Origin of the sequence: Longimonas sp. (assembly GCF_040409695.1) — a bacterium.
Taxonomy (GTDB): domain Bacteria; phylum Bacteroidota; class Rhodothermia; order Rhodothermales; family Salinibacteraceae; genus Longimonas.
In genome coordinates, this window is the sequence record NZ_JARWGJ010000149.1 from 1 (window position 1) to 26927 (window position 26927).

The 26927-nt window shown below is 62.2% G+C and carries 23 protein-coding genes; 9 read left to right on the forward strand and 14 right to left on the reverse strand.

Annotated features, from left to right (window positions below; all coding sequences use genetic code 11):
• Positions 1–141: 141 nt before the first annotated feature.
• From PPP56_RS09165 to PPP56_RS09180, 4 genes are all read right to left on the reverse strand, one after another.
• Positions 142–2331 carry a tetratricopeptide repeat protein gene (locus PPP56_RS09165; RefSeq protein WP_353563738.1) on the reverse strand — a complete coding sequence of 730 codons (2190 nt, stop codon included), beginning with the start codon at positions 2329–2331 and terminating at the stop codon, positions 142–144.
• A 51-nt stretch (positions 2332–2382) separates the two neighbouring features.
• Positions 2383–3228: a DUF3078 domain-containing protein gene (locus PPP56_RS09170; protein WP_353563739.1), complete on the reverse strand. Its 846-nt coding sequence runs from the start codon at positions 3226–3228 to the stop codon at positions 2383–2385.
• Between the two features lie 625 nt (positions 3229–3853).
• Complete coding sequence (locus tag PPP56_RS09175; protein WP_353563740.1) at positions 3854–4045, reverse strand: BF3379 family histone-like protein; 192 nt, start codon at positions 4043–4045, stop codon at positions 3854–3856.
• Positions 4046–4185: 140 nt separating this feature from the next.
• Positions 4186–5043: an acetylglutamate kinase gene (locus PPP56_RS09180; RefSeq protein WP_353563741.1), complete on the reverse strand. Its 858-nt coding sequence runs from the start codon at positions 5041–5043 to the stop codon at positions 4186–4188.
• 118 nt (positions 5044–5161) lie between these two features.
• Here PPP56_RS09180 and dnaE point away from each other — a divergent pair, with 118 nt between their 5' ends.
• From dnaE to PPP56_RS09195, 3 genes are all read left to right on the forward strand, one after another.
• Complete coding sequence (gene dnaE / locus PPP56_RS09185; RefSeq protein ID WP_353563742.1) at positions 5162–9913, forward strand: DNA polymerase III subunit alpha; 4752 nt, start codon at positions 5162–5164, stop codon at positions 9911–9913.
• 373 nt (positions 9914–10286) lie between these two features.
• Positions 10287–12146, forward strand: a complete 1860-nt coding sequence (locus PPP56_RS09190; RefSeq protein WP_353563743.1) for a putative nucleotidyltransferase substrate binding domain-containing protein — start codon at positions 10287–10289, stop codon at positions 12144–12146.
• A gap of 17 nt (positions 12147–12163) precedes the next feature.
• Positions 12164–12844 carry an exonuclease domain-containing protein gene (locus tag PPP56_RS09195; protein ID WP_353563744.1) on the forward strand — a complete coding sequence of 227 codons (681 nt, stop codon included), beginning with the start codon at positions 12164–12166 and terminating at the stop codon, positions 12842–12844.
• A 271-nt stretch (positions 12845–13115) separates the two neighbouring features.
• On the opposite strand, the gene PPP56_RS09200 is transcribed toward PPP56_RS09195, so the two are convergent.
• The 4 genes from PPP56_RS09200 to PPP56_RS09215 form a co-directional block, all read right to left on the reverse strand.
• Entirely contained in the window at positions 13116–15032 is a 1917-nt protein-coding gene (locus PPP56_RS09200; RefSeq protein ID WP_353563745.1) for a propionyl-CoA synthetase, read from the reverse strand.
• Positions 15033–15356: 324 nt separating this feature from the next.
• Positions 15357–15824, reverse strand: a complete 468-nt coding sequence (locus PPP56_RS09205) for an RES family NAD+ phosphorylase (RefSeq protein WP_353563746.1) — start codon at positions 15822–15824, stop codon at positions 15357–15359.
• A 59-nt stretch (positions 15825–15883) separates the two neighbouring features.
• A complete protein-coding gene (locus PPP56_RS09210) occupies positions 15884–16321 on the reverse strand; it encodes an Xre family toxin-antitoxin system antitoxin (protein WP_353563747.1) in 438 nt (145 codons plus the stop codon).
• Positions 16322–16677: 356 nt separating this feature from the next.
• On the reverse strand, positions 16678–16827 hold the full coding sequence (locus PPP56_RS09215) for a hypothetical protein (protein ID WP_353563748.1): 150 nt from the start codon (positions 16825–16827) through the stop codon (positions 16678–16680).
• A gap of 252 nt (positions 16828–17079) precedes the next feature.
• On the opposite strand from PPP56_RS09215, the gene cas4 reads away from it, so the two are divergent.
• Positions 17080–17418 (forward strand): CRISPR-associated protein Cas4, encoded by a 339-nt coding sequence (gene cas4 / locus PPP56_RS09220; protein ID WP_353563749.1) that lies wholly within the window; start codon positions 17080–17082, stop codon positions 17416–17418.
• 46 nt (positions 17419–17464) lie between these two features.
• On the opposite strand, the gene thpR is transcribed toward cas4, so the two are convergent.
• The gene (thpR, locus tag PPP56_RS09225) at positions 17465–18013 is read right to left on the reverse strand and encodes an RNA 2',3'-cyclic phosphodiesterase (protein WP_353563750.1); all 549 of its coding nucleotides are present in this window, start codon (positions 18011–18013) and stop codon (positions 17465–17467) included.
• A gap of 445 nt (positions 18014–18458) precedes the next feature.
• Here thpR and PPP56_RS09230 point away from each other — a divergent pair, with 445 nt between their 5' ends.
• Complete coding sequence (locus tag PPP56_RS09230; RefSeq protein ID WP_353563751.1) at positions 18459–18935, forward strand: putative molybdenum carrier protein; 477 nt, start codon at positions 18459–18461, stop codon at positions 18933–18935.
• A 150-nt stretch (positions 18936–19085) separates the two neighbouring features.
• Here PPP56_RS09230 and PPP56_RS09235 read toward each other — a convergent pair whose 3' ends face one another.
• Positions 19086–19613 carry a hypothetical protein gene (locus tag PPP56_RS09235; RefSeq protein WP_353563752.1) on the reverse strand — a complete coding sequence of 176 codons (528 nt, stop codon included), beginning with the start codon at positions 19611–19613 and terminating at the stop codon, positions 19086–19088.
• A 223-nt stretch (positions 19614–19836) separates the two neighbouring features.
• On the opposite strand from PPP56_RS09235, the gene PPP56_RS09240 reads away from it, so the two are divergent.
• Positions 19837–20154 carry a GNAT family N-acetyltransferase gene (locus tag PPP56_RS09240; protein WP_353563753.1) on the forward strand — a complete coding sequence of 106 codons (318 nt, stop codon included), beginning with the start codon at positions 19837–19839 and terminating at the stop codon, positions 20152–20154.
• A 43-nt stretch (positions 20155–20197) separates the two neighbouring features.
• Here PPP56_RS09240 and meaB read toward each other — a convergent pair whose 3' ends face one another.
• The 4 genes from meaB to PPP56_RS09260 form a co-directional block, all read right to left on the reverse strand.
• Entirely contained in the window at positions 20198–21274 is a 1077-nt protein-coding gene (meaB, locus tag PPP56_RS09245) for a methylmalonyl Co-A mutase-associated GTPase MeaB (protein WP_353563754.1), read from the reverse strand.
• Positions 21267–21446 (reverse strand): hypothetical protein, encoded by a 180-nt coding sequence (locus PPP56_RS09250; protein ID WP_353563755.1) that lies wholly within the window; start codon positions 21444–21446, stop codon positions 21267–21269. Before PPP56_RS09250 ends, meaB begins: the two co-directional genes overlap by 8 nt.
• A gap of 155 nt (positions 21447–21601) precedes the next feature.
• Positions 21602–23434, reverse strand: a complete 1833-nt coding sequence (locus PPP56_RS09255) for a methylmalonyl-CoA mutase family protein (RefSeq protein ID WP_353563756.1) — start codon at positions 23432–23434, stop codon at positions 21602–21604.
• On the reverse strand, positions 23431–23979 hold the full coding sequence (locus tag PPP56_RS09260) for an RNA methyltransferase (RefSeq protein WP_353563757.1): 549 nt from the start codon (positions 23977–23979) through the stop codon (positions 23431–23433). Before PPP56_RS09260 ends, PPP56_RS09255 begins: the two co-directional genes overlap by 4 nt.
• Before the next feature lie 174 nt (positions 23980–24153).
• On the opposite strand from PPP56_RS09260, the gene PPP56_RS09265 reads away from it, so the two are divergent.
• The 3 genes from PPP56_RS09265 to PPP56_RS09275 all read left to right on the forward strand — a co-directional run.
• Complete coding sequence (locus PPP56_RS09265; RefSeq protein ID WP_353563758.1) at positions 24154–24777, forward strand: hypothetical protein; 624 nt, start codon at positions 24154–24156, stop codon at positions 24775–24777.
• A 37-nt stretch (positions 24778–24814) separates the two neighbouring features.
• On the forward strand, positions 24815–25516 hold the full coding sequence (cmk, locus tag PPP56_RS09270; protein WP_353563759.1) for a (d)CMP kinase: 702 nt from the start codon (positions 24815–24817) through the stop codon (positions 25514–25516).
• A gap of 243 nt (positions 25517–25759) precedes the next feature.
• A partial coding sequence (locus PPP56_RS09275) for a S1 RNA-binding domain-containing protein (RefSeq protein ID WP_353563760.1) occupies positions 25760–26927 on the forward strand: 1168 nt, incomplete at its 3' end.

A 26927-nucleotide genomic window follows, 5' to 3' on the forward strand; every position in this document is an offset into this window, starting at 1 on the left:
CCCCTTATCTAAGGGGGAGATGTCGGTAGACAGAGGGGGTTGGGCCGAATCCGATAGTGTCAGCTACACGACAATCACTTATCATTGAGCCGCTACCGAAGACAATGGGTCATGCTGAACGATATGGTGCTGAACGATATGTTACCTACCCGGTTCGCTCGGGCACGCAGCCCCGATGGTGCCGGTCTGGTGCCAGTGGGCCCGCCGGGCGGTGTAGGCGAGCGTATGTTTCAGAGCAGGCGCGTTCTGGCGCTTTGCGGCCGCCCGGGCCTCGCAGGCAACGCGCTGTGCGAGCGGCCAGTCGCCACGGTCGCGAGCAGACGCTACCGCAGTCAGATGGAGGTGCAGCGTCCAGGTGTCGCGCCAGCCCCGGGGCAGGTCGGATGTCTGGATGGTGGCGATGGCCGCATCGCGCTCGGCACGCAGGTTCAGGCTATCGGTGTGCAGGGCCTGTTCGGTGGTGCGCAGGCGCTGCTGCCAGGTGGAGTCGGGGGCGGGGGCTTCGACAGCGGCGGCGGCATCGGCGTCGAGCGCGCGGGCCGTGAGGCGGGTACGGGCTTCCACCGACGCGCGAGGGAGTGCTGTTTCAGCGGCGCGGTACGCACGGGCCGCCTCAGCCCATCGGTCGAGCTGCATGTGAGCCGTGGCAGCGAGCATCCATTCAGTGGGGCCCCGGGCGTCCGCATCCCCCAGAACCTGGTACACAGAATCGGGGCGCTGCTGGTCGAGATAGAGGCGGGCGAGCTGGTGGCGAGACCGGGCGAAGCCGGGGGCCCGGTCGAGCGCGGCATGCAGGGCGCCAAGGGCCGCAGTGGTGTCGCCGGTGGCAAGCGCGTCCTGGGCCTCGTCGTAGCGAGCCTGGGCGGGGACCGGCTCGTAGGGACAGTCGAGCTCAAAGAAGCTGGGGATGCGAAAGCGCCGCTGTGCGACCGGGCGGGCGTCGACGTTCACGTGGGGCTGCGTGCGCAGGTCATGTATCCAGCTGTCGGTGAGCGCCTCGAAGGGGCATCCGGTTGCATCGGCGAGGCGTCCGGAGGCGTAGGCATCGGCGATGGCGGGGTGCCCGTGCTGATCGGCGACGGACTGGATGAACGACCCAAACACAGTGTACGAGGCGCCGCCGCGGGCCGTCCAGAAGCCAACGGGTGACCACTGGCGCTTGACCTGCGTAGCGCGGTCGGGCAGGGCGTCGAAGGGGGTTACGGCGAGCACCTGGTCGTGCGGATGCGGGCGCCGCGTGGGCGCTTCGAGGGCCACAGCCCAGCCCTCGACAAGGCCGACCGACCACGAGGCGTTAACGATCGGCAGGCCGTACGGGCGCGTCATGATATGCGCGAGCTCGTGGGGCATAGACGCGTAGCGCGCGGTGAGCAGATGCATCTGCGGCTGTGCGAGCCAGACAGGGGCTACGCTGGTGGTATGGGCTCCGGTGAGACGCGCCCGGGTGTCGGCGTCGGGGTAGAGGTAGACCCGGATGCCGGCGGGCGCTTCCGGGCCGGCGCCGAGGTCGTGGATGAGACGGTCGCGCTCAAACTCAAGCTCCTCGCCGATGGTAGCCACCTCGGTTGAGTCGAGGTCGACCGGGTCGTAGTAGACGTCGAAGTGGGCGGTGGGGTGGTGGCCTTGCAGCGACTGCTGGAGCGTCTGCGTGGTGGTGTTGATGCGGAGCTCGCCGCTGAAGAGATACGCGGCAGCGAGGGCCAGCGCAACCGGTCCGGCAACGCCGGCACTGGGCAGCGACCAGCCGTAGCGTACTGCATGCCCACGTGCCCAGAGCAGCGCAACCCAGAGCAGCGTAACGCCCCGAAACGCGATGAGTCCGGGATGAAACGGTAGAAAGCGGTCGTAGATGGGAGCGAGCACGCCGCCAAACACGTGGCTGTAGGTATAGAACTGCGGGTGCAGGCCCAGGTCGTAGAGCGTGCCGCCAACGATGACGAGCAGGCCCACGCCGGTGAAGCGCCAGCCCGCGTACCGGTCGGTGCGGCTGGTAATCCAGTAGGCCAGGGCGGTTGCAAAGAGGGCCGAGCTGAGCGGAAACAGCAGGAAATAGCCGAACCCGGCAACCAGGTCGCAATGCGTGCGCCAGAGCCCAGGGACGAGGAGTCCGACCAGTGGAATCAGGAGCAGCGGCAGATGGGCCTTCAGCGTCTGAAGCAGGTCGGGGGTGCGCTGCTCTGAGAACAGGCGGCAGGCGAACCATCCCGACCCAAAAAACGCAGTCGCGGCCCACACGACCCCTGCGGGATAGTGCAGGGTAGCGAGGGGCGGCACCGTCCAGCACAGCGCAACGACGACAACATAGAGCGCAGCGAGCCAGGGGCGCGTCATAGGCTTACAGCACGGTCATAGGCTATGGGACGGTCGTGGAGGGACGTGGAGCTATATCAGGTTAAACGTAATGCCTACCGACAGCACCTCTTTGATCTGGATGGCATCGGTCACATTTTCGTTATAGAGCGCTACAAACTCGAGCTCGGTGCTCAGCCAGTCATTGATGCGCATCGACACGGTGTTCTCCCAGGTTACGTCTGGGGGCGTTTCGACTTCGTTGAACGAGAGAAAGATATTGAGCGTAGAGCGCCAGCGCACGTTCTCCATGATGCGCACGTCAAGGATGTTGTTGACTTCCGCCCCGGCTTCAAAGCGAAGCAGGTTATTTTCGGGCACATCGTAGAGCACGCGTAGATCCTCATTGCGAACGATGGTCTGCTTGGTTGCCCCACCAAAGCGGAGCGTGTACCAGGAGGCCGGGTCGTAGGTGAGACCGAGCGACTGCGTAAAGAACGCAGGGGCAAGAAAATCAGAAACGAGGACGGGGGGCTCACGATCGCTATCGGGAAACGGATCGCTGCTGAAGTTGAAACCCTTAGCGAACTGGGTGCGCAGTACGGAGGCGAACGTGGGGTTGAAGCGTTCGAAGAAGTCGTCGCCCAGGTAGCGCAGCGCCATCTGCAGTCGGATGACGTCTTCGGATTTGCGGAAGGGCTCCTCTTCTTGATTGATGAACCCGACCCGGAAGCGGGCCTGATAGAGCTGGGTCAGCGAGTGGGTGGTTCGCTGCGCTTCGCCATCCAGCAGCGCCGATACGGAGATGGCACTCACGCCACCTTCTTGCCAGTTGCTGTACGCCGCCTGCGACCCGGAGAGGCGCGTGCCCAGCTCATAGGTCCACGGATGAGGCTCCTCCTCATTCGGCGGCTCGGGTTCGCTGGGCGGGGAAGGCATGTTCTGAGCACTCACCGGAATGGCAGTTAGGGAGAGACATGTTGTAAGCACGACGAGTGCAGCGAGGAGGGGGCGCAGCGAGGAAGGCCCGAAAGGCAGTGAACACTCGAAAGGCAGTGAACAGCGGTTTGGCATATTCAGGGCGTGTGCAAATAGGGTGGAGGCAGATAGTATAAAGAGAACGCCCGGTATGGGCAGGCAGGGTGGGATGATGCACAAGAATATCGTGGGGGAGGACGTAGGCGTATAGTTGCGCGTACAGCTACGCGATACATACGTACAATACAAAATAATAAGGAGGTACGCCAAGTGATAACGGCGTACCTCCTTATTACGCTTGTCGTAGCGCCTGTCTGGATGTTGAGTTGGCGGCAAGAGCGAGCGCCGCTGCGGCGAAAATTGGACCTTGATAGAGGCTCGTAGTGGGACTACAGACCGACATCGGGGACAATTTGCACCAGGGGCATGACGTTTGGCCCCGGTCCAGCGGAGTCGCACGGAGCCCAGATTAAGAAATCAGAACAGGCCCTTTATCACTCAGGCGGTATGCATGCGAGCCCAAAGGCATCGCATGAGGCTGCTGCACGCAATGGTTGCGCGCGCAAGACCGGACCGCCGGATGCGACTACAGCTCTTCGTTCTTGATATCCTGAATCTCCTGGCGGATTTCGTGGGCCAGTTTCTTCAGCTCCATCATGCTCTTGCGAGCACGGGTGCCAGCGGCTTTGTTTTCCTTCTCATAGAACTTCATGAGGTCCTCTTCGGCGTCGGCGACGAGGTCGGTGAGCTGGCTGTAGCGTTCTTCAAAAGTGCTCATAACTGAACTAAGCGTTTGATAAGGTACGAAAGGTCGTTGATTTCAAGCGCACAAACATAAAACCCCTTTCAACGGCATTCAAGCCATATTTCGGGGCAATTGCTTTTGCGCGCATCTTTGACGCCAATTTACCCAAACGTTCAACCAGGGTCCACGATCGCGGTCCCTTCCGGGCGAGAACCGCTGAAAAATGCCTGTACATTGGTAATCAAGGCTGGTATACCCGCCTGTGCAAGGTGACTCAGGGCTGCGGCATGGGGAACGTCGTCTGACCGAGAGGGCGGCGCATGACGGTCGCGTATCGCGCCGTTCTCGCCGCGTATGCCGGGCGTATCGTCCGGGTGGAAGAAAACGACCTGCACCGGCGCATCGGTAACATCGTTGCGCATGAAGTACTGTCCGAGTGCTGACGCAGCCTCATATAGCGGCACCTCCTCGGCGATGGGGCTGTCGGGCGCATCAATCATAGACGAGACGACCGCCACAACGTGCTGCTTAAGCAGAGCATCCAGCCAGCCCAGGTTAGGGGCAGCCTCTACGGCGCCGCTCTCGGTGCGATGCAGAAGCTGCCGATCGGTGCCTTGCACACCCACCGTTGGCACCACCTGATCGGTAAGCGCCGCCACGATCGACTGATTCGTCTCGCGCAGGTCGCGTTCAACCAGGCGGCGCTGCTCCTCGGTCTCAACAGGCAAGAGCCCGTCTTCGCGTTCAATAAAGACGCCGTCGGATTCAAATGTGCGTTCGACTTTTTCGCTGCTACCGTGCACGATGAGGGTGCGCCGGTGGCCGACCGGGTGCTTGTGAAACTGCTGCGCAAGCGTGTCTAAGAAGAGGGGATCGCTGACGTGCTCGGTGTCGAGATACAGAATGTGTAGCACGGGGGCAAGGTAGGGGGCTGGTGGTTGAGGATGCGAGCGCGCATGCTCAACGAGAACACCAAGGCGCAGGTTCGCACCAGAGGGAAGCGGTGAAGCATGCGTGGCAGCCCAGCGCACAGCCGTACCCGCCGTATCCAGTATTTCATACCGTGTGTATTGACCCTGCGCCTGCTATGTGCTTCATTGGTAGGCCCCTCGCGCCAACCATTCCTGACCCTCGAATCGCCCCTGCGCTATGCACGACGAATTTTGCCATCTGCACTGCCATACGCAGTACTCACTGCTTGATGGAGCCGCCGGAATCGACACGATGCTCGACCGGGCCAAGCAAAAGCAGATCCCGGCCGTAGCGATTACTGACCATGGCAATCTGTACGGCGTGCCGGAGTTTTACACGACAGCCCGTGATAAGGGCGTGCAGCCAATTATCGGGTGCGAGTTCTACCTGACGCCCAGCGGCATTCACGACAAGACCGACAAGACGCGCTACCACCAGGTGCTGCTGGCGAAGAACGAGGAGGGCTACCAGAACCTGATCAAGCTCTCTTCAAAGTCGTACACCGACGGCTTTTACTACAAGCCACGCATCGACCACAACCTGCTGCGTGAGCATCACAAGGGGCTGGTTGCAACCACCTGCTGCTTGCAGGGAGAGGTGCTGCAGACGATTCTCAAGAAGGGGGAGGAGCGGGCCCGGCAGGTGTTCGAGATGTATCTCGACATCTTTGGCGATGACTACTACATCGAGCTGCAAGACCACAGCATCGACGATCAGAAGACGTGCAATGAGGTGCTGGTGCGCTGGGCACGCGAGTACGACGTGCCGGTGGTCGGTACCAACGACGTCCACTACGTAGATCAGGAAGACGCCGAGGCGCAGGATGTGATGCTCTGCCTGCAGACGGGCAAGCAGTACAACGATCCAAACCGGATGCGCTTCGAGAACGATCAGTTCTACATGAAGGGCGCTCACGAGATGATGGATGCCCTCTCGGACCTGCCCGATCCGATTCAGCAGAACGCGCTGACTAACACGGCAGAGGTGGCTGCCAAGTGCGACTTTGAGCTGCCCATGGGCGACCTGCTCATGCCCCACTACCCGATTCCTGACCAGTTCGACGACGACATGGACGCCTATCTGCGTCATGTGTCGTTTGAGCGCGCGAAGGAGCGCTACGGCGAGCCGCTGTCGCAGCGCGTGGTCGACCGGCTCAATCACGAGCTCGGTATCATCAAGCAGATGGGATACGCAGGCTACTTCCTGATCGTGCAGGACTTTACCGAGGCCGCGCGCGACCTCGACGTGCGCGTAGGGCCCGGGCGCGGGTCGGCGGCGGGGAGCTGCGTGAGCTACTGCCTGGGAATCACCAACGTGGATCCGCTCAAGTACGACCTGCTGTTTGAGCGCTTCCTGAACCCGGAGCGTGTGTCGATGCCTGATATCGACATTGACTTTGACGACCGCGGGCGCTCAAAGGTGATCGACTATGTGGTCGAGGAGTATGGTCGCGAGAATGTGTGCCAGATCATTACGTTTGGAACGATGGGGGCGAAGACCGTCATCCGCGACGTGGCGCGCGTGCTCGACATCCCCCTCAGCGAAGCCGATCGCATCGCGAAGATGATTCCTGACGGCGTCGGGGTGGATCTCGAAGACGCGTATGCAGAGGTGCCCGAGTTTCGGCAGCTTAAGCAGGCTGATGACCCCAAGGTTCGCAAGATGATGCAGTACGCCGACGTGCTCGAAGGCTCGGCGCGTCATACCGGGGTGCACGCGGCGGGCGTGATCATTGCCCCAGGCAAGGTGAGCGACTACGTGCCCGTGAGCGTGTCGAAGAGCAAGGGCGAGAAGGTCATGACCACCCAGTACGATGGCGACTGGGTTGAGGAGTTCGGCCTGCTGAAGATGGACTTCCTCGGGCTCAAAACGCTGACGGTGATCAACGATACGCTCGATCTGATCAAAAAGAAGCATGGCGTCGACATCGACATCGACGAGATTCCGCTTGACGATGAGGAGACCTACAAGCTCTTTCAGCGTGGCGAAACCGTCTCCATCTTCCAGTTTGAGTCGACCGGGATGCGCGAATGGCTGCGCAAGCTGGAGCCGACCGAGCTTAACGACCTGATCGCGATGAACTCCCTCTACCGTCCGGGGCCGATGGAGAACATCCCCACGTACATCGCCCGGAAGCACGGCGAGGAGACGGTCGAGTACCCGCATCCGATGCTCGAAGAGATTCTGGAGCCCACGTATGGCATCCCGGTCTATCAGGAGCAGGTGATGCAGATGGCCCAGGAGATGGGGGGCTTTACGCTGGGGAAGGCGGATATTCTGCGCCGCTGTGTGACGGGCGATACACGGGTCGTTGATGCGGATACCGGAGACCGGGTTCGTGTCGATGAGGTCGAACCGGGGATGTCCATCCTGACACTCGATGATGAATACAAGCTTACACATACCCGCGTTACGGAACGGTTCGACAACGGACGCAAACCCGTCTATCGCGTTACCACACGCAGTGGGCGTGAAATCACACTCACCGAAAACCACCCGCTCCGCACCGTACGCGGATGGGCACACCTATCTGACCTGTCGGAGGGGGATGCCATTGCCGTGCCCTCCGTGCTACCGGTAGCGGGACGTGAAGCGCCCGAGCGGGCACGCGTGGAGACAATTGCTTTCCTAATCGGGGATGGACAGACGGTACAGCGGCAAGGCTATGCCACGGCACGGTTCTACAACAGCGATCCTGCGGTTCTTACAGCGTACAAAAATGCTGTAGCACAGCTTGGCGTCGAAACAAAGACGTACGAGCATGCAGAAACCGGCGTCAAAACCGTGACAGCCCGTGGGAAGGAAGGGGCCAAAAATCCCATCACGGCTCTGGTTCGGGAAACCGGCATCATCGGACGCGCCGAGTCAAAGCGTATTCCTGAGGAGGTTTTCCGGTACACACCTGAACGGCTAGCCTGTTTTGTAGGCTGTCTGTTCAGCACTGATGGCTCGATTGAGAAGACCAGAATCTCGTACAGCACGTCCAGCGCTACGCTGCGCGATGACCTTGCCCATCTGCTGCTTCGTCTTGGAATTCCAACTGTACGTCGTGCGCGCGAAACGACGCACCGAGATAACTATGAGCTGCTCATAACCGACCAACGCGATGTTCTTCAGTTTGCATCGGCGGTAGGGCCGTACATTGTGGGGGCAAAGAAAGAAGCGCTGCGCCGATTGGCGAACCAGGCGTCAGGACGACAGCGTAGCCACTCAATTTACAATGTGCCTGCAGCGGTTACACATGAGGTGAAACGGGCAAAGTATGCCAGTGGGCGCTCTTGGCGAGAGGGAGGCGAGCAGGTTGGACTTCCAGGGAGTAGTTTGTCGTCGGGACTTAACTTCTCGTCACCATCGCGCAAGCTCAGCCGCCATCGTTTGCAAGCACTCGGCGAGGCATTTGATAGCTCGGAATTGCAGCATATTGCCCGTGGAGAGGTGCTGTGGGATCCCATTGTATCTATTGAACCCGTAGGAACGCGCCGGGTCTATGACCTGGCCGTGCCTCCGCACGCTAACTTCGTCGCCTCGGATGTGGTGATCCACAATTCGATGGGGAAGAAGAAGGAGAAGATCATGAACGAGATGAAAGGCGAGTTTGTGGAGGGGGCTCGCGCGCAAGACGTTGATGATGCGACCATCGAGGAGGTGTGGGAGCTCATGGCGAAGTTTGCGGGATACGGGTTTAACCGCTCGCATGCCGCGGCCTACTCGATCGTGGCCTACCAGACGGCCTTCCTGAAGGCACACTATCCGGCGGAGTTCATGGCGGCGGCCATGACGAACGAAATCGGCAACAACGATAAGCTCACGGTGGTGCTGGAGGAGGCGCGCAGCCTGGGAATCGAAATCCTGCCGCCTTCGATCAACCGCAGCGACGTACAGTTCACGGTCGACGACGGCGCCATCCTGTTTGGGATGGGGGCCGTCAAGGGTGCCGGTACGGGCGCCGTCGAAGCTATTATCGAGACGCGCAAGGAGCACGGGCCCTTCAATACGATCTGGGACTTGACCAAGCACCTGGATCTGCGCACCGCAGGAAAGCGGACGCTGGAGGCGCTTGTGAAGGCGGGGACGCTCGACGAACTTGAAGGGCACCGCGCGCAGCTTCTCGACGCGGTCGACATGGCCGTGCGCTATGGACAAAAAGTGCAGGCCGACCGGGCGGCCGGGCAGAACTCGCTCTTTGGAGACGGCGGGGTGGGGGCCGATGAGATGGAGCCGTCGCTGCCCGACGTGGAGCCGTGGCCCAAAGGAAAACGGCTCAAAGCTGAGTATGAGGTGATCGGCGTCTATGTGTCGGGCCATCCGCTCGACGAGTATACGGCCGAAGCCGAGGCCTTCGCGAGTGCGCACTTTGGCAACACCGAGGCGCTGGAGCAGGCGATTGCAAACGCCAGCGGGGGCGACGGGCGCAACCGCGGTCCGGTGCGTACGTTCTGCGGCATCATTACCGAGGTAAACCGGCGTACCACCAAAAACGGCAAGCCCATCGCATTTGCCAAGGTCGAAGACTTTACGGGGCAGGGCGAACTGGTGTGCTTTGCCAGCGTGCTCGACCGCATCCAGCCGTACCTGAACGTAGACGACGTGGTGCTGGTGAAGGGCAACGCCGAGGTGCGGGGCACGTCCGTCTCCGTCATTGTACAAGACGTGATGCCTATGTGGAAAGTGCGTGAGCGCATGGTCAACGAAGTGGTCCTGGACGTTGACGCGGCCGCGTTGGATCGTCCGATGCTGAACCGGCTGCGCGACCTGTGCACGGAGCATCGGGGCAACTGCACGCTCTACTTCGACGTGCACGCGCCCGAACTGCGCCGTCCGGAGCGCCTGCGGAGCCGTAAGTTTGTGATCGAGCCCACGTCAGGCTTTATGCGCGGCGTGAAAAAGCTCTTCGGCAACGACGCGGTGACGCTGAAGGGGAATCAATGATCGGCTGGTGACCTACCGGTCTGCCAAGCGTTCGTGTCCGGCACAACGAGCAGGCGCGTATCCAGCACGGCCAGCGCAAAAGTAAGGTGTGCCTGGCTTCGGAAGCGCTTTTCATGCAGGCATTCTCCAATACAACGCAGTCCCCTGTACGCGCCCATCCGGATGCAATAGTCGCAGGTATGCTGTATGTTGGGGGGTGTGTCTGTGAGGCAATCGTTGAACGCGTTGCGCCCGTGAGGTGCGCCCGAAGCGCAACCCGCGAACCACGCCCACAGCCATCGTCCACAGCCGTCGACCACAATCATCGCTCCGTGCCCGGTATCCTGCTCACAGGTTTTCCCTGCACGCCTCCCTGCACGACCCCCTGACGACTATGTCTACGCCGCCCGTTGAAGTGACCGAGGTGCTGCGCTTTGTGCGCGACACGCCGCCGTTCGACACGCTGCCCGACGCGGCTCAGCGCCGCATCGCCCAGCAGATCGAGATCACCTATGCGCCCGAGGGCACCGTGGTGCTGCCGCTGGAGGCCGATCCCGAGACCCTCTACCTCATCCGCTCGGGCGCTGTGGAGCTGCACGACGACACCGACCGCCTCGTGGCGCGCCTCGATACGCACGACTTCTTTGGCTACCCGGCGCTGCTCACCGATGCTCCTGCGCAGCGCCGCGCCACCACCATCGAAGACACGCTGCTCTACCAGTTTCCGGCCGACGCATTCGATGCGATGCGCAGCGACCACCCCACCGTCGACCGCTTCTTCAACCGTGCTTACGCCGACCGCTTGCGCGACGCCATCCGTGAGCAGCAGACCCAGCAGGCGTTCACGACGCCCATCCGGCACCTCATCACGCGCGAACCGGTCACCGTCGATGCCGGTGCCTCCATTCGAGACGCCGCGCGCCAGATGGCTGAGGCCCGCGTATCCTCGATCATCGTCGTGAACGGCGAAACGCTTGGCATCATCACCGATCGCGACCTGCGCAACCGTGTTGTGGCCGAGGGGCACGACCCCGGGGCGCCGTGCCACACCATCATGACCCGCGAGCCGATCACGATTCAGGCCAGCGCCTACGTTTTTGAGGCGCTCCTCGCCATGAGCCGCCACAACGTGCACCACCTGCCCGTCGTCGATGGCGAGCAGGTGGCGGGGATGGTGACGACCACCGACCTGATGCGCCTGGAGGCCGATCACCCGGTCTACCTGGTGGGGGACGTCTGGAAGCAGACCTCGGTCGAGGGCCTGCAGGCGGTAGCCGACCGGCTGCCGCAGCTCATGCAGCACCTGGTCGAGGCCTCCGCACAGCCTGCCGATGTGGGGCGCGCCATCACAACCGTGGCCGACGCGATCACGAAGCGGCTTATCGAGCTGGCGTACGACGAGCTCGGGCAGCCGCCTATCCCGTTTGCGTGGATGGCCCTCGGCTCGCAGGCCCGCCACGAAATGTCGATCCACTCCGACCAGGACAATGCCCTCGTGCTGTCGGACGACTACGACCGCATCCAGCACGGGCTCTACTTCGAGCGCCTCGCTGCCTTCGTCTGCGACGGACTCGACGCCTGCGGGTTCGAGTACTGTCCGGGCGACGTGATGGCGACGACCGATCGCTGGCGGCAGCCGGTGTCGACATGGCGGCGCTACTTCCGCGACTGGATGGAGGAGCCGCATCCCAAGTCGCTGATGCATGCCAGCATCTTCTTCGACTGGCGCCCCGTGGCCGGAGCGGTACAGCTCGGGCACAACCTGCACCGCTTCGTGCTCAACCGCACCCCCGACCAGTCCATCTTCCTCGCCAGCCTCACGGTTAACGCGCTTAAGCACACCCCGCCCCTCGGCTTCTTCCGGCAGTTTGTGCTGGAGCGCCACGGCGGCGAAACCAAAACGCTCGACCTGAAGCTGAACGGACTCGTCCCTATCGTCGACCTGGCCCGCATCCATGCGCTCGACCGGGGGCTTGCGCCCGTAAACACGCTGGAGCGTCTGCAGGCGCTCGGCGAAACCGGTTCGTTCGCCTCCTCCGATGCCAACGACCTCACCGATGCCTGGTCGTTCATCGCTTCGGTGCGTATGCGGCACCAGGCCCATCAGCTTCGCAAAGGCACGCCTCCCGACAGCTACGTCGCCCCCGACGCGCTCTCCGACTTTGAGCAGCGCCACCTGAAAGACGCGTTCAAGATCGCCCGTCGCATGCAGTCGGCTCTCGACCAGCGCTACCAGACTCACTTCATCCGATAGCCGCCCGGCATCCCTCTATGCTCTCTTCGCTCTGGCTCGACATGCAGCGATGGTGGTGGCGGCGTGGCGCCGTGCAGGAGCCGCTCTGCACCGTGCTCGCAGCGCCGTATCCGGGCCGAAGTACGCCCGTCCACAAGGTCCGCATCATCGCTGTCGACCTGGAGCTGACCGGTCTCGATCCGCACACCGACCAGATCGTGTCGATCGGGTGGGTGCCAATCGAGAACGGACGCGTGCGGCTGGCCCGGGCCGAGCGCGTCTTCGTGCAGATCGACGGCTCGGTCGACCACAGCGCCACCGTGCATGGCATCGTCGACGCCTCGCTGCGAGAGGCCGTCCCGCTCCGCGACGCGGTGGAGCCGTTATTGCAAGATATGTCAGAAAGCGTTCTTTTGGCGCACCACGCCCCGGTTGAAACCGGCTTCTTGAACGCCGCCTGCCGGTCGCTCTTCGGCGCGCCCCTGCTCGTGCCCGTTATCGACACCGTCCCGCTCGGACGCCGCCTCATCGAGCGCGGCACACGGTCGGCCTCCGACGCCGATCTCGGACTCGACGCGCAGCGCCGCCGCTTCCACCTGCCGCCGTATCCGGCCCACGACGCCCTCACCGATGCGGTAGCCACGGCCGAGCTCTTCCTGGCCCACTGCGCTCGCCTCGACGGCTCGGGCGGACTGCCCCTCTCGGTCGTGCTGCGCTAAGACACAGGCGGTACAGCACGATAGCACAGGGCAGGAGGGAAGCGGATCGCTGAGGGCTTCGTTGAAGAGACATCTCGCTACCCGCACGGCCCGCGCCTTGCCATCGCAGAGATCGCTCAGGTGCCTGCTCCCATCGCCTACCGAACATCCCGCCGCGTACAGCCTGTACGCAGCACGACGGCTTCGTTGACACGGCTTCGTTGACGGCACTTCGCCCTCACCCGCATCCGGTGGTCTCGCGGCAGATGATTCCGCAAACGTCGCTCCTCAATCAGGACGCCTCCTCGTCTCGGGCCTTGGCCAGGCCGATCTCTTCGAGCGCATCAGCCATCTCGTCCAGGATGCTCGGGTCGTCGATGGTGGCTGGAACGTTGTACGGCTGGTTGTTCGCGATCTTTCGGATGGTACCGCGCAGCGTCTTCCCCGACCGCGTTTTGGGCAGTCGATCAACAACGGTCGCCTTCTTAAACGAAGCAATCGGACCAATACGGTCGCGCACCATCTGAATCACCTCGTCGACCACCTCCTGCGGGTCGCGGTCGACGCCCGCGTTGAGCACCAGAAAGCCCACCGGCACCTCGCCCTTAAGCGTATCCACAACGCCCAGCACCGCACACTCAGCTACGTCCGGATGATCGGCTAGCACCTCTTCCATCGCGCCCGTAGACAGGCGGTGCCCGGCCACGTTGATGATGTCATCGGTCCGTGCCATCACATGGATGTAGTCATCCGCATCGATGTAGCCCGCATCAGCCGTTTTGTAGTAGCCCGGAAACTCTTGCAGGTACGCTTCCTTGTAGCGGGCTTCGGCGTTGTAGAGCGTGCTGAGCGTGCCCGGAGGGAGCGGAAGCTTGGCCACGAGGTCGCCAATCTCTCCGGGACTCCGTGGCGTGCCGTCGGGACCCAGAACCTGCACGTCCCACCCCGGTGCTGCCTTGGTGGCCGACCCGTACTTAACCGGGAAGTGGTGCAATCCCATACAGTTGGCGGCGATGGCCCAGCCGGTTTCGGTCTGCCACCAGTGGTCGATCACGGGAACGTCCAGGTTGTTCTCAGACCACTGAATGGTGTCTGGATCGGAGCGCTCGCCGGCCAGGAAGAGAATCTCGAAATTAGAGATGTCGTAGTCGTTGATCAGCTTCGCCTCCGGATCCTCCCGCTTGATGGCGCGATAGGCGGTGGGGGCGGTGAACATGCACTTTACGTCGTGCTCCGAGATCACGCGCCAGAACACGCCCGCATCGGGAGTGCCTACCGGCTTCCCTTCAAAGAGCACAGTGGTGCATCCCTTAAAGAGCGGCGCATACACGATATACGAGTGGCCCACCACCCAGCCTACGTCCGAGGCCGCCCACCAGACATCGTCCTCGTCAATGTCGTAGATCGCCTTCATGGTCCATTTTAGCGCCACGGCATGCCCGCCGTTGTCGCGCACCACGCCCTTCGGCTTGCCGGTTGTGCCCGAGGTGTAGAGAATGTAGAGCGGGTCGGTGGCGGCTACAGGCACGCAGTCTACAGGGGCAGCCTCCGCCATCAGCGCACGCCATTCGTGGTCGCGCCCCGCAACGAGCGAGGCCGTGACCTGCGGACGCTGGAAGACGATGCACGTCTCCGGTTCGACCTCCGACAGCGTAATGGCTTTGTCGAGGAGCGGCTTGTACTCAATGATGCGCGAGCCTTCAATGCCACACGACGCAGACACAATGGCTTTCGGTTCGGCGTCGTCGATGCGCGTGGCCAGCTCCTTGGCTGCGAATCCGCCAAACACCACCGAGTGCACGGCTCCGATACGCGCACAGGCCAGCATAGCAATGGCCGCCTCGGGAATCATCGGCATGTAGATGACCACCCGGTCGCCCTTACCCACGCCTTGCTCGGCAAGCACTCCCGCAAACCGGGCCACCTCATCGCGCAGCTCGGCGTACGTATACTTTTTGATGGTGTCGGTGACGGGGCTGTCGTAGATCAGCGCGACCGTGTCGCCACGCCCCCGGTCTACGTGCAGATCCAGCGCATTGTAGCACGTGTTCAGCTCGCCGCCGACAAACCAGCGGTAGAACGGCGCATCAGACGTGTCGAGCACCTGATCCCACTTTTTGTACCAGTGCACATCCTCGGCAACCCCGCTCCAGAATCCCTCAGGGTCCTCGATCGAGTGCTGGTAGACCTCCTCGTACGTATTGGCCATGGCTCGCTTCTTGCATTGGTTGAGATGGAATGGACCCCCGTGCGCGTCTTTGCCGGAACCGCTTTCACTGCGCGATATCATGAAGACGTGCATATAAGATTCTACGAAATGGCCCTTGTACTGTCAAGTATCGTTCCCCGCAGCGCCAGCGCGCGACACAGGGCAGGAGGGAAGCGGGCCGCCGACGCCCGGGTGAAGAGACATCTCGCTACCCGAACCGTCCACGCCCCGCCCCAGCCGACATCGCCCAGGCGCCCGTTCCCATCGCCCACCAGACCGCCCGCCGCGTACAGCCCGCGCATCCGCCAACCGAGCAGATACGGGTCAACCGTTCAACAGGCGCGAGTCCAGTCGAAGCGGAGTAGCGTCTCCAATCTCCAGTTCACTATAATCCGGATGCAGTGGATTGATGAGGTAGTTCGACTCCATCGGTTCCACGACACTCGGCACCTTCAGCACAAGCGACCGCTGCGAGCGCACCCATTCGTCGCCTACAGACTGGCTGACGGAGCTATACGGATGGGCATCCCACCCCGCTGGAAGCGAACCCGGCACCGTGACGTGTTCGCTTGAGAAGCGCACCGACATACGCACATACCGGTTGAGATGCTTGCGCTGATTGACACGCACCAGCAGTTTCAGCGTAGCCAGTGCAATCGACTCGGCTGTGTACACCACCGGTACTCCCACGCTGTTAAACCGTCCGCCGTACATTCGGGCGCCGGTCCCGCTGAAAGCCGTATCCTGATATTGGGCCTGCGTGATGCGCCATGCGGTAATCGATTCAGTCACAACAGGTAACGGGAGATACGTCAAACGCGGCAGAGATATGCAAGAGAGCAAGCAATACGCTACAGTGCCACACCGTGCTCGATCTGTCCGAGCAGCTGATCGACGCGCCGGGCGCCGGGCTCGGTATCCGCAAACTGAAGCGGCGGTTCATCGCCCAGAGCCATGTTGGGCGCGTGCATCCACGCACGGGCATCCTCGGTCGTGCCAAACACCGCCTTGGCATGACGCACCATCCGAAGAATCCGCAGCGCCCGTTCCGATTCATCGGGACGCAGCCCCCCGTCCTTCTTACGGCGCGTTAGCGTACGCTTTGGAATACGCACGACGCGCGCAAGCTCGGCATCCGTAAGATCCAGCGCCTGCTTGATATGCGTGAGAACCTCCGACGGCACGCCCTCCCGAATGAGCGCGATCGCCTCCATCGGGGAGGCATCGGGAGCCGTAGCCTGTTCGGCGGCTGAAGGGAGCGGAGTGCGCGACATGATTGTGTCAGCCATTTGGCAAGGGAGTGTGTGCCGGATGGCGCTATCATGATGCTTACACCGGTATGGTTCCTCTTTGTTAGCAAGACCTGATACCAACTCCGCATGCGTCGTTGTTAGGCGGAGGGCTAATACCCCGATATCCACCGAAGGAGGTTCAAATGCGGCCCGCAACGATCTCCACAGGTCCCAGGCAGCCAACTTGAGGACGATGTCGTTGTCAACGAATAGAACCAAAGCTGTTGGACGTGGAGGTCAAAGAAATGAGGATGGTCTCGTCGTTACGCAGCTACAGGCTGATCTACGGAGCCCTATCCCAGCTCCGCGAGGATGAAACCTGTCAGGTCTCCAAGACCTGTCAGGTTTTTTTGTTATAAACTGTCTTTATCCACCTTCGCCTTGAACGAAAGGTCGGTAAGCGCATCGGGCATGTCGGCATTTACACGATGCACTTGGCGAACGGCGTTGCGTCCACCGAAGTGCTCCAGTTCCGAAACCAACCACTGGTAGAGCAAGCCCACATGATCTATTGCGACGTGCGTCAACGGTGTTCGCGCACGGATCTGCCGTGGGATGTTCTCGTGCAAGCTATACCAAAGAAGCCCAAAAAGAGCAATCGCGAACCCCTATCAGTGCGAAAACCGGCGGGGGTTCGCGATTCATGATAAAGCAATCTCAAACAAACACTTAAAAGGGTAAGTGATCGAGTTCAGCCGGACAGTCCATTCACGAACGGGAGGGTGCGGGTTATACATCAGCACAAATACCGACCCATGAAATGGACCGATGATGAACGCATCATGATCTCGGCGTTAGAGCACTACGCGTACTGTCCGCGTCAGTGTGCGCTGATTCATGTGGAGCAGAGCTATGAGGAAAACCTCTATACCCTGAGGGGCAATCGTGACCATGAGCGGGTAGATACGGTTACGCATGAGGCCCATGACGGCATCAGGGTAGAACGAAGCCTCCCGCTCTACTCCGACCGGCTTGGCCTCGTGGGACGTGCCGATGTGGTTGAGTTTCACGGCGATACCCCGTATCCCATTGAGTATAAACACGGAACCAAGCGCTATCATCGCCCAGCCCGCATCCGAAGCTGGACCGTATGAGTGGTGGCCTCTTCGGAATGTTCTTCTGAAAAGTCTTCCTCAGCAGTCACGAGTGCATGAGCGGAACGGTGAGCTGTTCGTCGTAGGTGGTTCCGTTTTCGGTCTGGATGCTCTCGTAGAGATGCACGGCGGGGGCGGTGTGCGCGGGCAGTGCGGCAGCGTGGCGCGTGTGCTTCGTGCGGTACTGGTGCACGGCCTCGGCGTCGGCATCGTCGCGCAGGCGGGCGAGCGTGACGTGCGGACGAAACTCCTGGCGCTCGGTCGTTACGCCGATGGCCGACATTGCCCGCTGAACGGCGCTGTGGCATGTCATCAGCGAGTCGGTACGGTCTACGCCGATTGTGAGCACACGGGGCGCATGCCGGCGCGGGAGCACGTCGAGCCCGTACGGGCGCAGCACAGCCGGGGGAGCCTCAATCGAGGCGAGGGCGTCCTTGTAGCGCGCGAGATCGCTCCGGTCTACCGCGCCGATGAACTGTAGCGTAACGTGCCACTGGTCGGGGACGACCCAGCGCGCGTCGACGCCCGGAATGCTCTCGGGCAGATCCAGGCGCCAGTGGTCAGTCGGTACGTTCAGGGCAACAAACAGCCTCATAGGCGGATGCAGTGTTTGGCGGGTAGATATACGAAGATATACAATCTATTCACGAGACAGGACACGCGCTCGCGATGCGTCTTCCGTACAACGTCACGTCATACCCGTCAGGTGCGTTCCTCCGAGGCACCATCTGCCATGTAACGTGTTTATTGCGCGGATGCGGAGCGCACACAAGAGCATGCAGTGAACCGCGCACGCCGCAGGCTCTGTTTCAGCGCACAATACTATATTATGAGGTAGCGGTTCAATGGTAAGTGATTGTCATATGGCCGACATCATCGGAGCCAGCCCAACCCCCTCTGTCTATCGACATCTCCCCCTTGGAAAAGGGGGAGAAACCCGAAGGGAGAGGGGGTTCGAACAAGACAAACCTACATTCTACGATAGCCTTATCACTTAGCGTCTACCCACTACCTATTATGATTATGCAGGTGGTGAACCCATGACCATCAAGAAAATCGTGTCGGGCGGACAGACGGGCGTGGACCGGGCGGCGCTGGATGCCGCATTGGAGGCGGGCGTTCCGGTAGGGGGCTGGTGCCCGCGGGGGCGCCGCGCCGAGGACGGCCCGATTCCTGCGCGCTATCCACTCACCGAAACGCCCTCGCACGCGTACGCCCAGCGCACGGCATGGAACGTGCGCGACAGCGACGGCACGCTTATCGTGCACAGGGGCGCGGTGGAGGGGGGCACCGCTCTCACGCAGCAGGTAGCCGAGCAGCAGCGCAAGCCCTGTCGGGTGGTCCAGCTGGGGGATGCGAACGCGCGTGCTGCGGTTGCAAGCTGGATCACGACATGCCACATTCGGACGCTCAACGTGGCGGGGCCCCGTGCCAGCGAGGCGCCCGGCGTCTACGGGATGGCGCGGTCGCTCATCGGGGCGCTCTTGACTGACAGCGCGAGAGGCACGCTCGGTTAAGTCCGTTATTGCAAAGAAAGGTAGTTGTGCATCTGAAAACAGGAACGTTCAGATGCAGGATAGAAGCGTGCCGCCTGAAAGCAGATCTGCGCATCCCCCCTGAACCGCTCCCTGAAGTACGGTAGCGCAGCCTTCGGTGCTGCAGAGAGATTACGGACATACAGCATATAGCTGGCCGCGTAGCGTATCGGGATGGGCTGCGTCGGGGTTGGCAGGGGCGAAGCGTCCGGTAGCACGCAGCGTGTCGCCTTGGATGGCGAGCAGCGGCGCTTCGGGGCCGCCGTAGAGGGCGTGCCAGCCGCCGAGTCCGTAGACATGCTCGGCGACGTGGGCCATGCGTTCGGTATCGCCATCGCGCAGAGCCACGCGAATCCGCTGGATGAGGCTGCCGCGCAGGCGAGAGCGGGTGACCTCGACATCGAGCGTTGCGCCGGGGGCCTGCTGGGTGGCGTGCAGCGTAGCGGTGGTGTCGTCAACCTCGCCCGACAGGTCGCAGGTCGTCACATCAAGAGCAAAGGTGTCGCGATCCAACACCAGCGAGGCATAGGCCGAGTCAGCTGGCAGTCCCTGGATGGGCCCGAGAGACGGCGGGGCCGGAAGCATGTAGGGGAGCGTAACGAAAAGCAGGGGCAGGATGGCAGCGAGCGTGGGGCGTAGGCGCATAGGCGAGGCACGCATAGCGGGCAACGAGGAAAGAGGGCGGGGCGTGGTGGGCAGCCATATAACTGCATTCATATCAGTACAGGCGCATCAGTACAGGCGCAGTATACGGATGCAAGCGGCCATCTACTAAACGACAGAAATACACGGCATGGTTGAACCTCCTTCTTACAGACGGAGTAGGGCATACCTGCAACATCGTACACCCTTTCTTTGATACGCACGATATACACAGACTGCCATGAATGATGCAACGTCGAACCCGATCGACCCGGGTGCGCTATCGATAGAGCACAACGCAGATCAGCAGCGGTTCGTGTCGGTGCTGGACGAGGAGGGCCGCGAGGCGGTGGTGACCTACCGCTTGATGGACGGCAAGATGGGCATTACGCATACGGGCGTGCCGCCGCGCTATCGACGCCAGGGCATCGCCGGGCGCATGGTGGAGCGTGCGCTGCAGCATGCGCGCTCAAACGACCTTACGGTGGTGCCGTACTGCTCGTATGTGGCGCACTACATCAACGAGCATCCCGAGCATAAGTCGCTGCTCAAAAAGTAAGACCGGCTGGAGAGACGTTGTGGCGTAATGACGTAAACCGATGTTATGACGTAGACCGGTAGGTTTCGATTAGCATCTGTGCAGCCGCATAGGCACTTTCTGCGCCCGAAGCGACATCGGACTCCAGGTCGCCGAGGGCCGACTGCACCTTCGGGTCGGCGTAGAAGTCCTGTTGAAGGGCGTGGTTGATGGTTTCGCGGAGCCAGTGGCGGGTCTGCTGGCTGCGCTGCTCATCGAAGGCGCCGGTGTCGCGCAGATGGTCAACGTACTCGGTGATGGACTGCCACACGGCGTCGATGCCCTGCTGGCGGAGTGCAGAACAGGTGGCTACGGGGGGCGTCCAGTTCGTAGCCCGCTCGGGAAGCAGCTGCAGCGCCTGCTTCAGGGTGCGGCGGGTTTCGTTGAGGGCGGTCTCGGGACTGGCGTCGGCTTTGTTGATGACGATGACATCGGCCATCTCCATGATGCCGCGCTTGATGCCCTGGAGCTCGTCGCCCGTGTTGGCCAGGGCGAGCAGCAGGAAGGCGTCGACCATCGACCGCACGGCGGTTTCGGACTGCCCGACGCCGACGGTTTCTACGATGACGTGGGTGTAGCCGGCGGCCTCGCAGAGCAGAATGGTTTCGCGGGTGGTGCGTGCCACGCCGCCCAGGGAGCCGCTGGTGGGCGAGGGGCGGATGAACGCCTGGTCGTGCGTAGCGAGATTGGGCATGCGCGTCTTATCACCCAGAATGCTCCCGCGGCTGCGCTCGCTGCTCGGGTCTACGGTGAGCACCGCAAGCCGGTGGCCCTGGTCAACCAGGTGGAGTCCGAGCGCTTCGATGAAGGTGCTCTTGCCTACGCCGGGGATGCCGGTTACGCCTACCCGCACGGTGTTGGCGGTGGCGGGCGTGCAGGCGTCGAGCACGGCATGGGCCTGCTCGCGGTCGGCTGGGCGGGTGCTTTCGATGAGCGTGATGGCGCGTCCCAGCATCACGCGGTCGCCGTCGCGAATGCCCTGCAGGTAGTCGCGGGTTGAAAAGCGTTTGGTGCGCCGCGTCTGGCGCTTCAGGTTCGGGTTGAGCGACGATACCGGACCGGATGCCCGGTGCTCGGAGAGCGCAGAGTCGGAGTCAGGCATGGTTGGTCAGGTAGTTAGTCAGGCAGTCGGTTGAGCCGTTGATTGGTCCGCTGATTGAGCCTTCGGGTGGTGCAAGCAGAGTGGCCAGTAAGCACGCCTGCCGAGCGGGCTGCGGGGCCGGACGAACGGGCCGGATGAAAAGAGATTGCCAGCACGTACACCGGATAGCCATACCGGCAGCAGGGCCAAACGTGCCTTGTGCTGTGCGGTAGGGGGCTGTGGCGGCGGTGTGCACGTAACTACCACCTTCCATTAAGCTGCTACCGCTACATCTTTCGCCAATCCCGCGTAGAGTACGAGCAGAGTGCGGGCATGCGCTTGCAGGTATTAGCGGGTCCGTTCCACCAGCGCATCGGTGAGCGACGTGAGGCGCTGCAGCGTCGGAGCCCGGCGGTGAAGCAGCAGGTCAACGGCTCCGTCGTCGGGGACTGCGTGTGGTGGGGCGGCGGCCAGCGTAACGGCATCGAGGCGGCCGGTGGGGGCTTGCTGCAGGAGATCGGCCAGGGTGTCGTCGTCGGCACACCAGACCACGGCATCGGGCGCGTGCTCCTCAACCGCCGCGAGGGCCTCGCCGACCGTGTCGTAGCCAAGCGGCTCGATAAGCGCCACGCCGAGACAGCCGACGATGTTGCGCGCGAAGGTGGCGCGTGCGCTCCGCATGGACGGCGTTCCGACCGGGCAGACCAGCACGCGTGGGCGCTCGTCGAGCTGTTGGACGCGCAGTCGCAGGGCGTCGTACGGGTCGGAGCGGCGCAGCAGGCGGGCCCACCCGGGCGGGTCGATGTCAAAGATCCGGTGGGCGCCGTCAGAAGAGCTGTCTTGCGGGGAGCCGTCTTCGGGAGGCGTAACCGGCGCGTCGGGGTCGGGGTAGTGGTTGGTGCCTACGAGCACATCGCGGCGATGGGCGATGCGCTCGCGCCGCGTGCTGCGTGCCGCACGAGCAGCGTCGGCGAGGGCTCCGGTGGCGGCCCACGCGGTGAGTCCGCCCTGCTCCTCGATCGACTGGAAGCGAGACCAGGCGGCGTGGGCAAGGCGGTCGGTGGCGTGTTCGAGGTAGTAGGCGCCGGCCGCCGGATCGGCCACGCGGTGCAGATGCGCTTCGTGCTTCAGGATAAGCTGTGTGTTGCGCGCCAGCCGGTCGGCATTGGCAGTCTCGTCGTGGTCGTCGCGCCGGAAGGGGGCTACGACAAGCTGGTCGGCGCCGCCGATGACGGCTGCAGCGCCCTGTGTGGCAGCGCGAAGCAGGTTCGCGTGCGGGTCGAAGAGCGTATGCGAGCGCGGCGAGGTCTCGACGTAGAGCTCTACCTGGGCCGGCGCGAGCGCCGCGCCGCTGCCGTGGAGGTCGGCGTAGGCGGCGAATACCTGGGGGAGGAGCAGGCGTAGCGCCCGCAGCTTGGCGATCTCCAGGAAGTAGGAGGTGTCGACCTGTGCAAGCACGTGGGGCGTCTGGTCGAGTGCGTCTGCGCCCTGTCGGGCGAGCGTCTCCGACGCACTGGCAAGCGCCAGGGCCAGCTCATCGACCAGGGGGAGTCCGGCCCGGTGGGGCAGGCGGGCATCCACGACGAGCGGGCCGGGCTCTGGGGCGTGATAGTCGGTGTAGGCCGAGGCGGCGGCGGGCGACCAGCTCGAAAAGGCCTCCTGCATAGACGGGTCTACGTAGAGGAGGGGCGCAGGAATTTCGTCGCGGAGTTGGACGGCCAGGGCCAGCGCCGAGGGTCCGCCATCGAGATGCAGCGCGGCACCGTCAGCATCTGCTGCCGCAAGGCCGTCGCGAAGGGACGACAGGGGCAGGCCGTGCGCATCCCCCTGAACAGTCTGCTGAACAGCCTGCGACGAAGCGTGCACGACGATGCGCTCTGCGCCGCCATCCAGCGCCTTCGCGATGCGTTCGAGCAGGTGGGGCGCATCCAGCGGAAGCCGCTGAGCGATGGTCCAGTCGTTGGGGGCAGCGCGAAGCCGGTCGCCATGAGCAGACCGGTCTACATGCGGAAGCGGTTCCGTGGAGGCGCGGCGGTAGAACGCACACAGGTCGATGCCTTCGAGGGGCTGCCAGGTAAGCTGATCCTCAAAGTCATCCCCGAGATCGCTACGCAGCTGGTCGAGCCACGCGGCGTCGGGAGTCGGCGGGAAGTCGAACGTAAGCGAAGAGGCGTCGGTCATGCCGGGGTAGGGGAGGCGAGTGAGCGGTAGCGGCGGACGAGGTCGTAGATGGCGATGCCGTAGGCGACCGCCACGTTGAGCGACTGCTTGGCCCCATACTGCGGCAACTCCAGCGCCAGGTCGCAGCAGGCGAGCAGGTCGGCGTCTACACCGTGCACTTCGTTGCCGAGAACGAGCGCGAGCGGAAAATCGGGGGCGCTTATCGAAGCAGGAGGCTGCGAGGTGTCGGTGAGCTCCAGCGCAGCGAGGGTATACCCGTCGGACTGCAGGCGCCGGGCGAGGGCGCGTCCGTCGTCGTGGTGCGACCACGGCACCAGATCCTGCGCGCCGAGCGCTGTTTTCTGCATATCTTTGTGGGCCGGGGTACCCGTGTAGCCCGTCAGGTAGAGGTGCTCGATGCGAGCGGCGTCGCTGGTGCGAAAGATAGAACCGACGTTATAGATAGAGCGCAGGTTGTGCGCAATCACGACGACCGGATGGCGAGGCAGAGATTCGAGTTCGCTCGGGGCCGGGCGGTCGATTTCATCCCAAGCAAGTTTGCGCATAACGCCGAAATCTTACACATTGAAGCAGGAGAGGGCGAGCTCGTGGTCGGTGCGGGGACACCGCACGCCCGATAGCTGGTATGACACATGGTTGGCACCGCCCCGTTATGCATTCACCTACGCAGGCCCTGATTCGTCCGTTTCGTATTCCTTCCCTTCATATTGTTCTTGACCATGCGTTCGTTATTTGTGGATATGCGGCTTCGTGTTCTTGTGGGCGCGTTGCTGCTCGTAGTAATGGCCACGACGCTTACAGCGTGCCAGACCCTGCGCGAGGTGGCCCAGCTGCGCAATGTTGACTTTCGGCTCGACCGCGTGACCGACGCGCGCCTGGCGGGCATCGACCTGAACCGGGTGCAGAGCGTCGACGACCTGGGTCCGGTGCAGCTGCTGAACCTGGGGAACGCCGTGCGCCGGGGCGAGCTTCCGCTCTCCTTTGCGGTTGTGATTGAGGGGACGAACCCGGACGATAACTCGGTACGTGCGCGCCTTACCGAGCTCGACTGGACGCTTTTTCTGAACGATCGGGAGACCATCGCCGGGACGTTTCAGGAAGAGACGGTGCTTGAGCCGGGCGTGCCGACCGATATCCGGTTTCCGGTAGAGCTGAACCTGATCGACTTCTTCGACGGGGGCGTTAGCGACCTTGTGGGGCTGGCGCTGTCGGTAGCAGGGGAGGGGCCGCCCACCAACGTGCGATTTACCGCCGATCCCACGATCCGCACGCCGATAGGCCCGATGCGCTACGGCGAGCCGATCACCATTGTGCACAGCGACGTGGGGCGCGCGGCCCGATAAGCACACTGTAGTCCGTTATTGCAATAAAAAACTACATATGATTGTCACTATTGATGGGCCTGCTGGGGCCGGAAAGAGCAGCACAGCCAAAGAAGTTGCCGAGCGTCTTGATTTTCGCTACCTGGATACCGGGGCGCTGTACCGGGCCGTTGCGCTTGTTTTTGTGGAGGCCGATGCGTCTCCCACCAACAAGAACGCGGATGCGCTGCTGAGCGATTGCTCTATCGACCTACGTTTCAGCACGTCGGACACGCTGCGCGTGCTGATAGGCGACCGCGACGTAAGCGATGCTATTCGCACCTCGCGCGTGGGAGACATGGCGAGCCAGGTGGCGGCGCTTTCAGCGGTGCGTGAGGCGCTGCTTCCGCTGCAGCGCGATATTGCAGCGCGGTGGAGCCGTAGCCGAGGCGGGGTTGTGGCAGACGGGCGAGACACGGGCACGGTGGTCTTTCCGGCAGCCGACCTCAAAATCTACATGCATGCAAGTCTCGAAGAACGAGCGCGGCGCCGGATGCAAGAATACGAGGAACAGCAGACGTCAGCTTCGTTCGAGGATGTGCGCGAAGAGATCCGCGCCCGCGACGAGAAAGATCGCACGCGCGACCTGGCTCCGCTACGACGCCCTGACGATGCCGTTGTGCTGGATACGACGTCACTTTCATTCGAAGAACAGGTGGAAGCCATTGAAGCGCTGATTGAGCGCGCAAAAGCGGGAACGGACGTCTCCGCATCCCATTAGACCGTTTTCCGGACGCACATGGCGAAATGCCCCGCGAATCATCTCTATAATGTATTCTGATAATGTTATAGGGTGTTTAAGGGGCATGTCAGCGATTCGCCTGCGGCCGGCAGACCCTTATTCGTAATTTTTCACCGTGTTGGCCCGCTGACCCAGCTCACACCCGCTTTATGTGCCGAAGCGCCCCCGAACAAGTACGGGCTGCAGTATCGTAAAGCAATTACTCCTCGTTTCTCAACCTATATGGCCGAACAAGAAAAGCAAGCACCATCCCAAGAAGCCCCCGAATCCCAAGAAGTTGTTGAGGAAGTCGTTGAAGCCGAAGAGGAAGAAGCGGTTGCCGAAACGGCTGCTGCGGATCCGACATCGGCTGACGCACTTCCCGATGCTGCCGACGAGCCCGTATCTGCTGTGGAAGCGGATGCCGCCGAAGCAGAAGATGATGACGAAGGCACGGATGAAGAAGCCGTTGCCGAAGAAGTTGAAGAACGGGATCCTCCTCCGGAACACGTTGACCGCCTGCTGGCGGAAGCGGTGAAATCAGCCGGGGATGAAATTGGCATGCCGACCAGCGACGACTTTGACTTTGATGCGACACAGGTCGATGCCCCCGGGTTGACCATGTCGCTCGATGAGTTGGAGCGGACCGAAGAGAATCAGGGCTTTACCGGACAGGTTGTTGGGCGCACGATATCGCTCGACGAACTTGAAGAGTACGAGCGTTCGCAGACGGCCGACCCGGTGTACGACCAGTTCCGGGAGTTGGTTGATCGCACCAGCATTGATGTGCGCGAGCAAGACATCGTGCAGGGGCGTGTGCTAAAGGTCACGGAAGATCACGTTGTGATCGATATCGGCTATAAGAGCGACGGTATCGTGTCGCGCGACGAGTTTGGCAAGTCGATTCAGCGCGGCGACACCGTTGAGGTCTACCTCGACCACAAAGAAGACCGCGAAGGTCAGCTGGTGCTCTCAAAAGAGAAAGCCGACAAGGTACGCCGCTGGCAGCGCATTGAAGAGATCTACGAGAACGAAGAGATCATCGAGGGTACGATCGTCAGCCGTATTAAGGGCGGTATGATCGTGGAGCTCTTCGACGGACTCGAAGCGTTCCTCCCCGGTTCGCAGATCGACGTGCGTCCGGTACGCGACTTCGACGCGTATCTGGAGAAGCGGATGGAGTTCAAGATTGTGAAGCTCAATCCGTCGAACGAGAACATCGTGGTCTCGCACCGCGAACTGATTCAGGAAGAGCTCGAAGAGCAGCGCCAGCAGATTCTGTCGCAGCTCGAAGTGGGGCAGGTCCTGCAGGGTACCGTGAAGAACATCGTCGACTTCGGGGTCTTCATCGACCTTGGCGGCGTTGACGGACTCCTCCACATCACCGACCTTTCATGGGGACGCGTGTCGC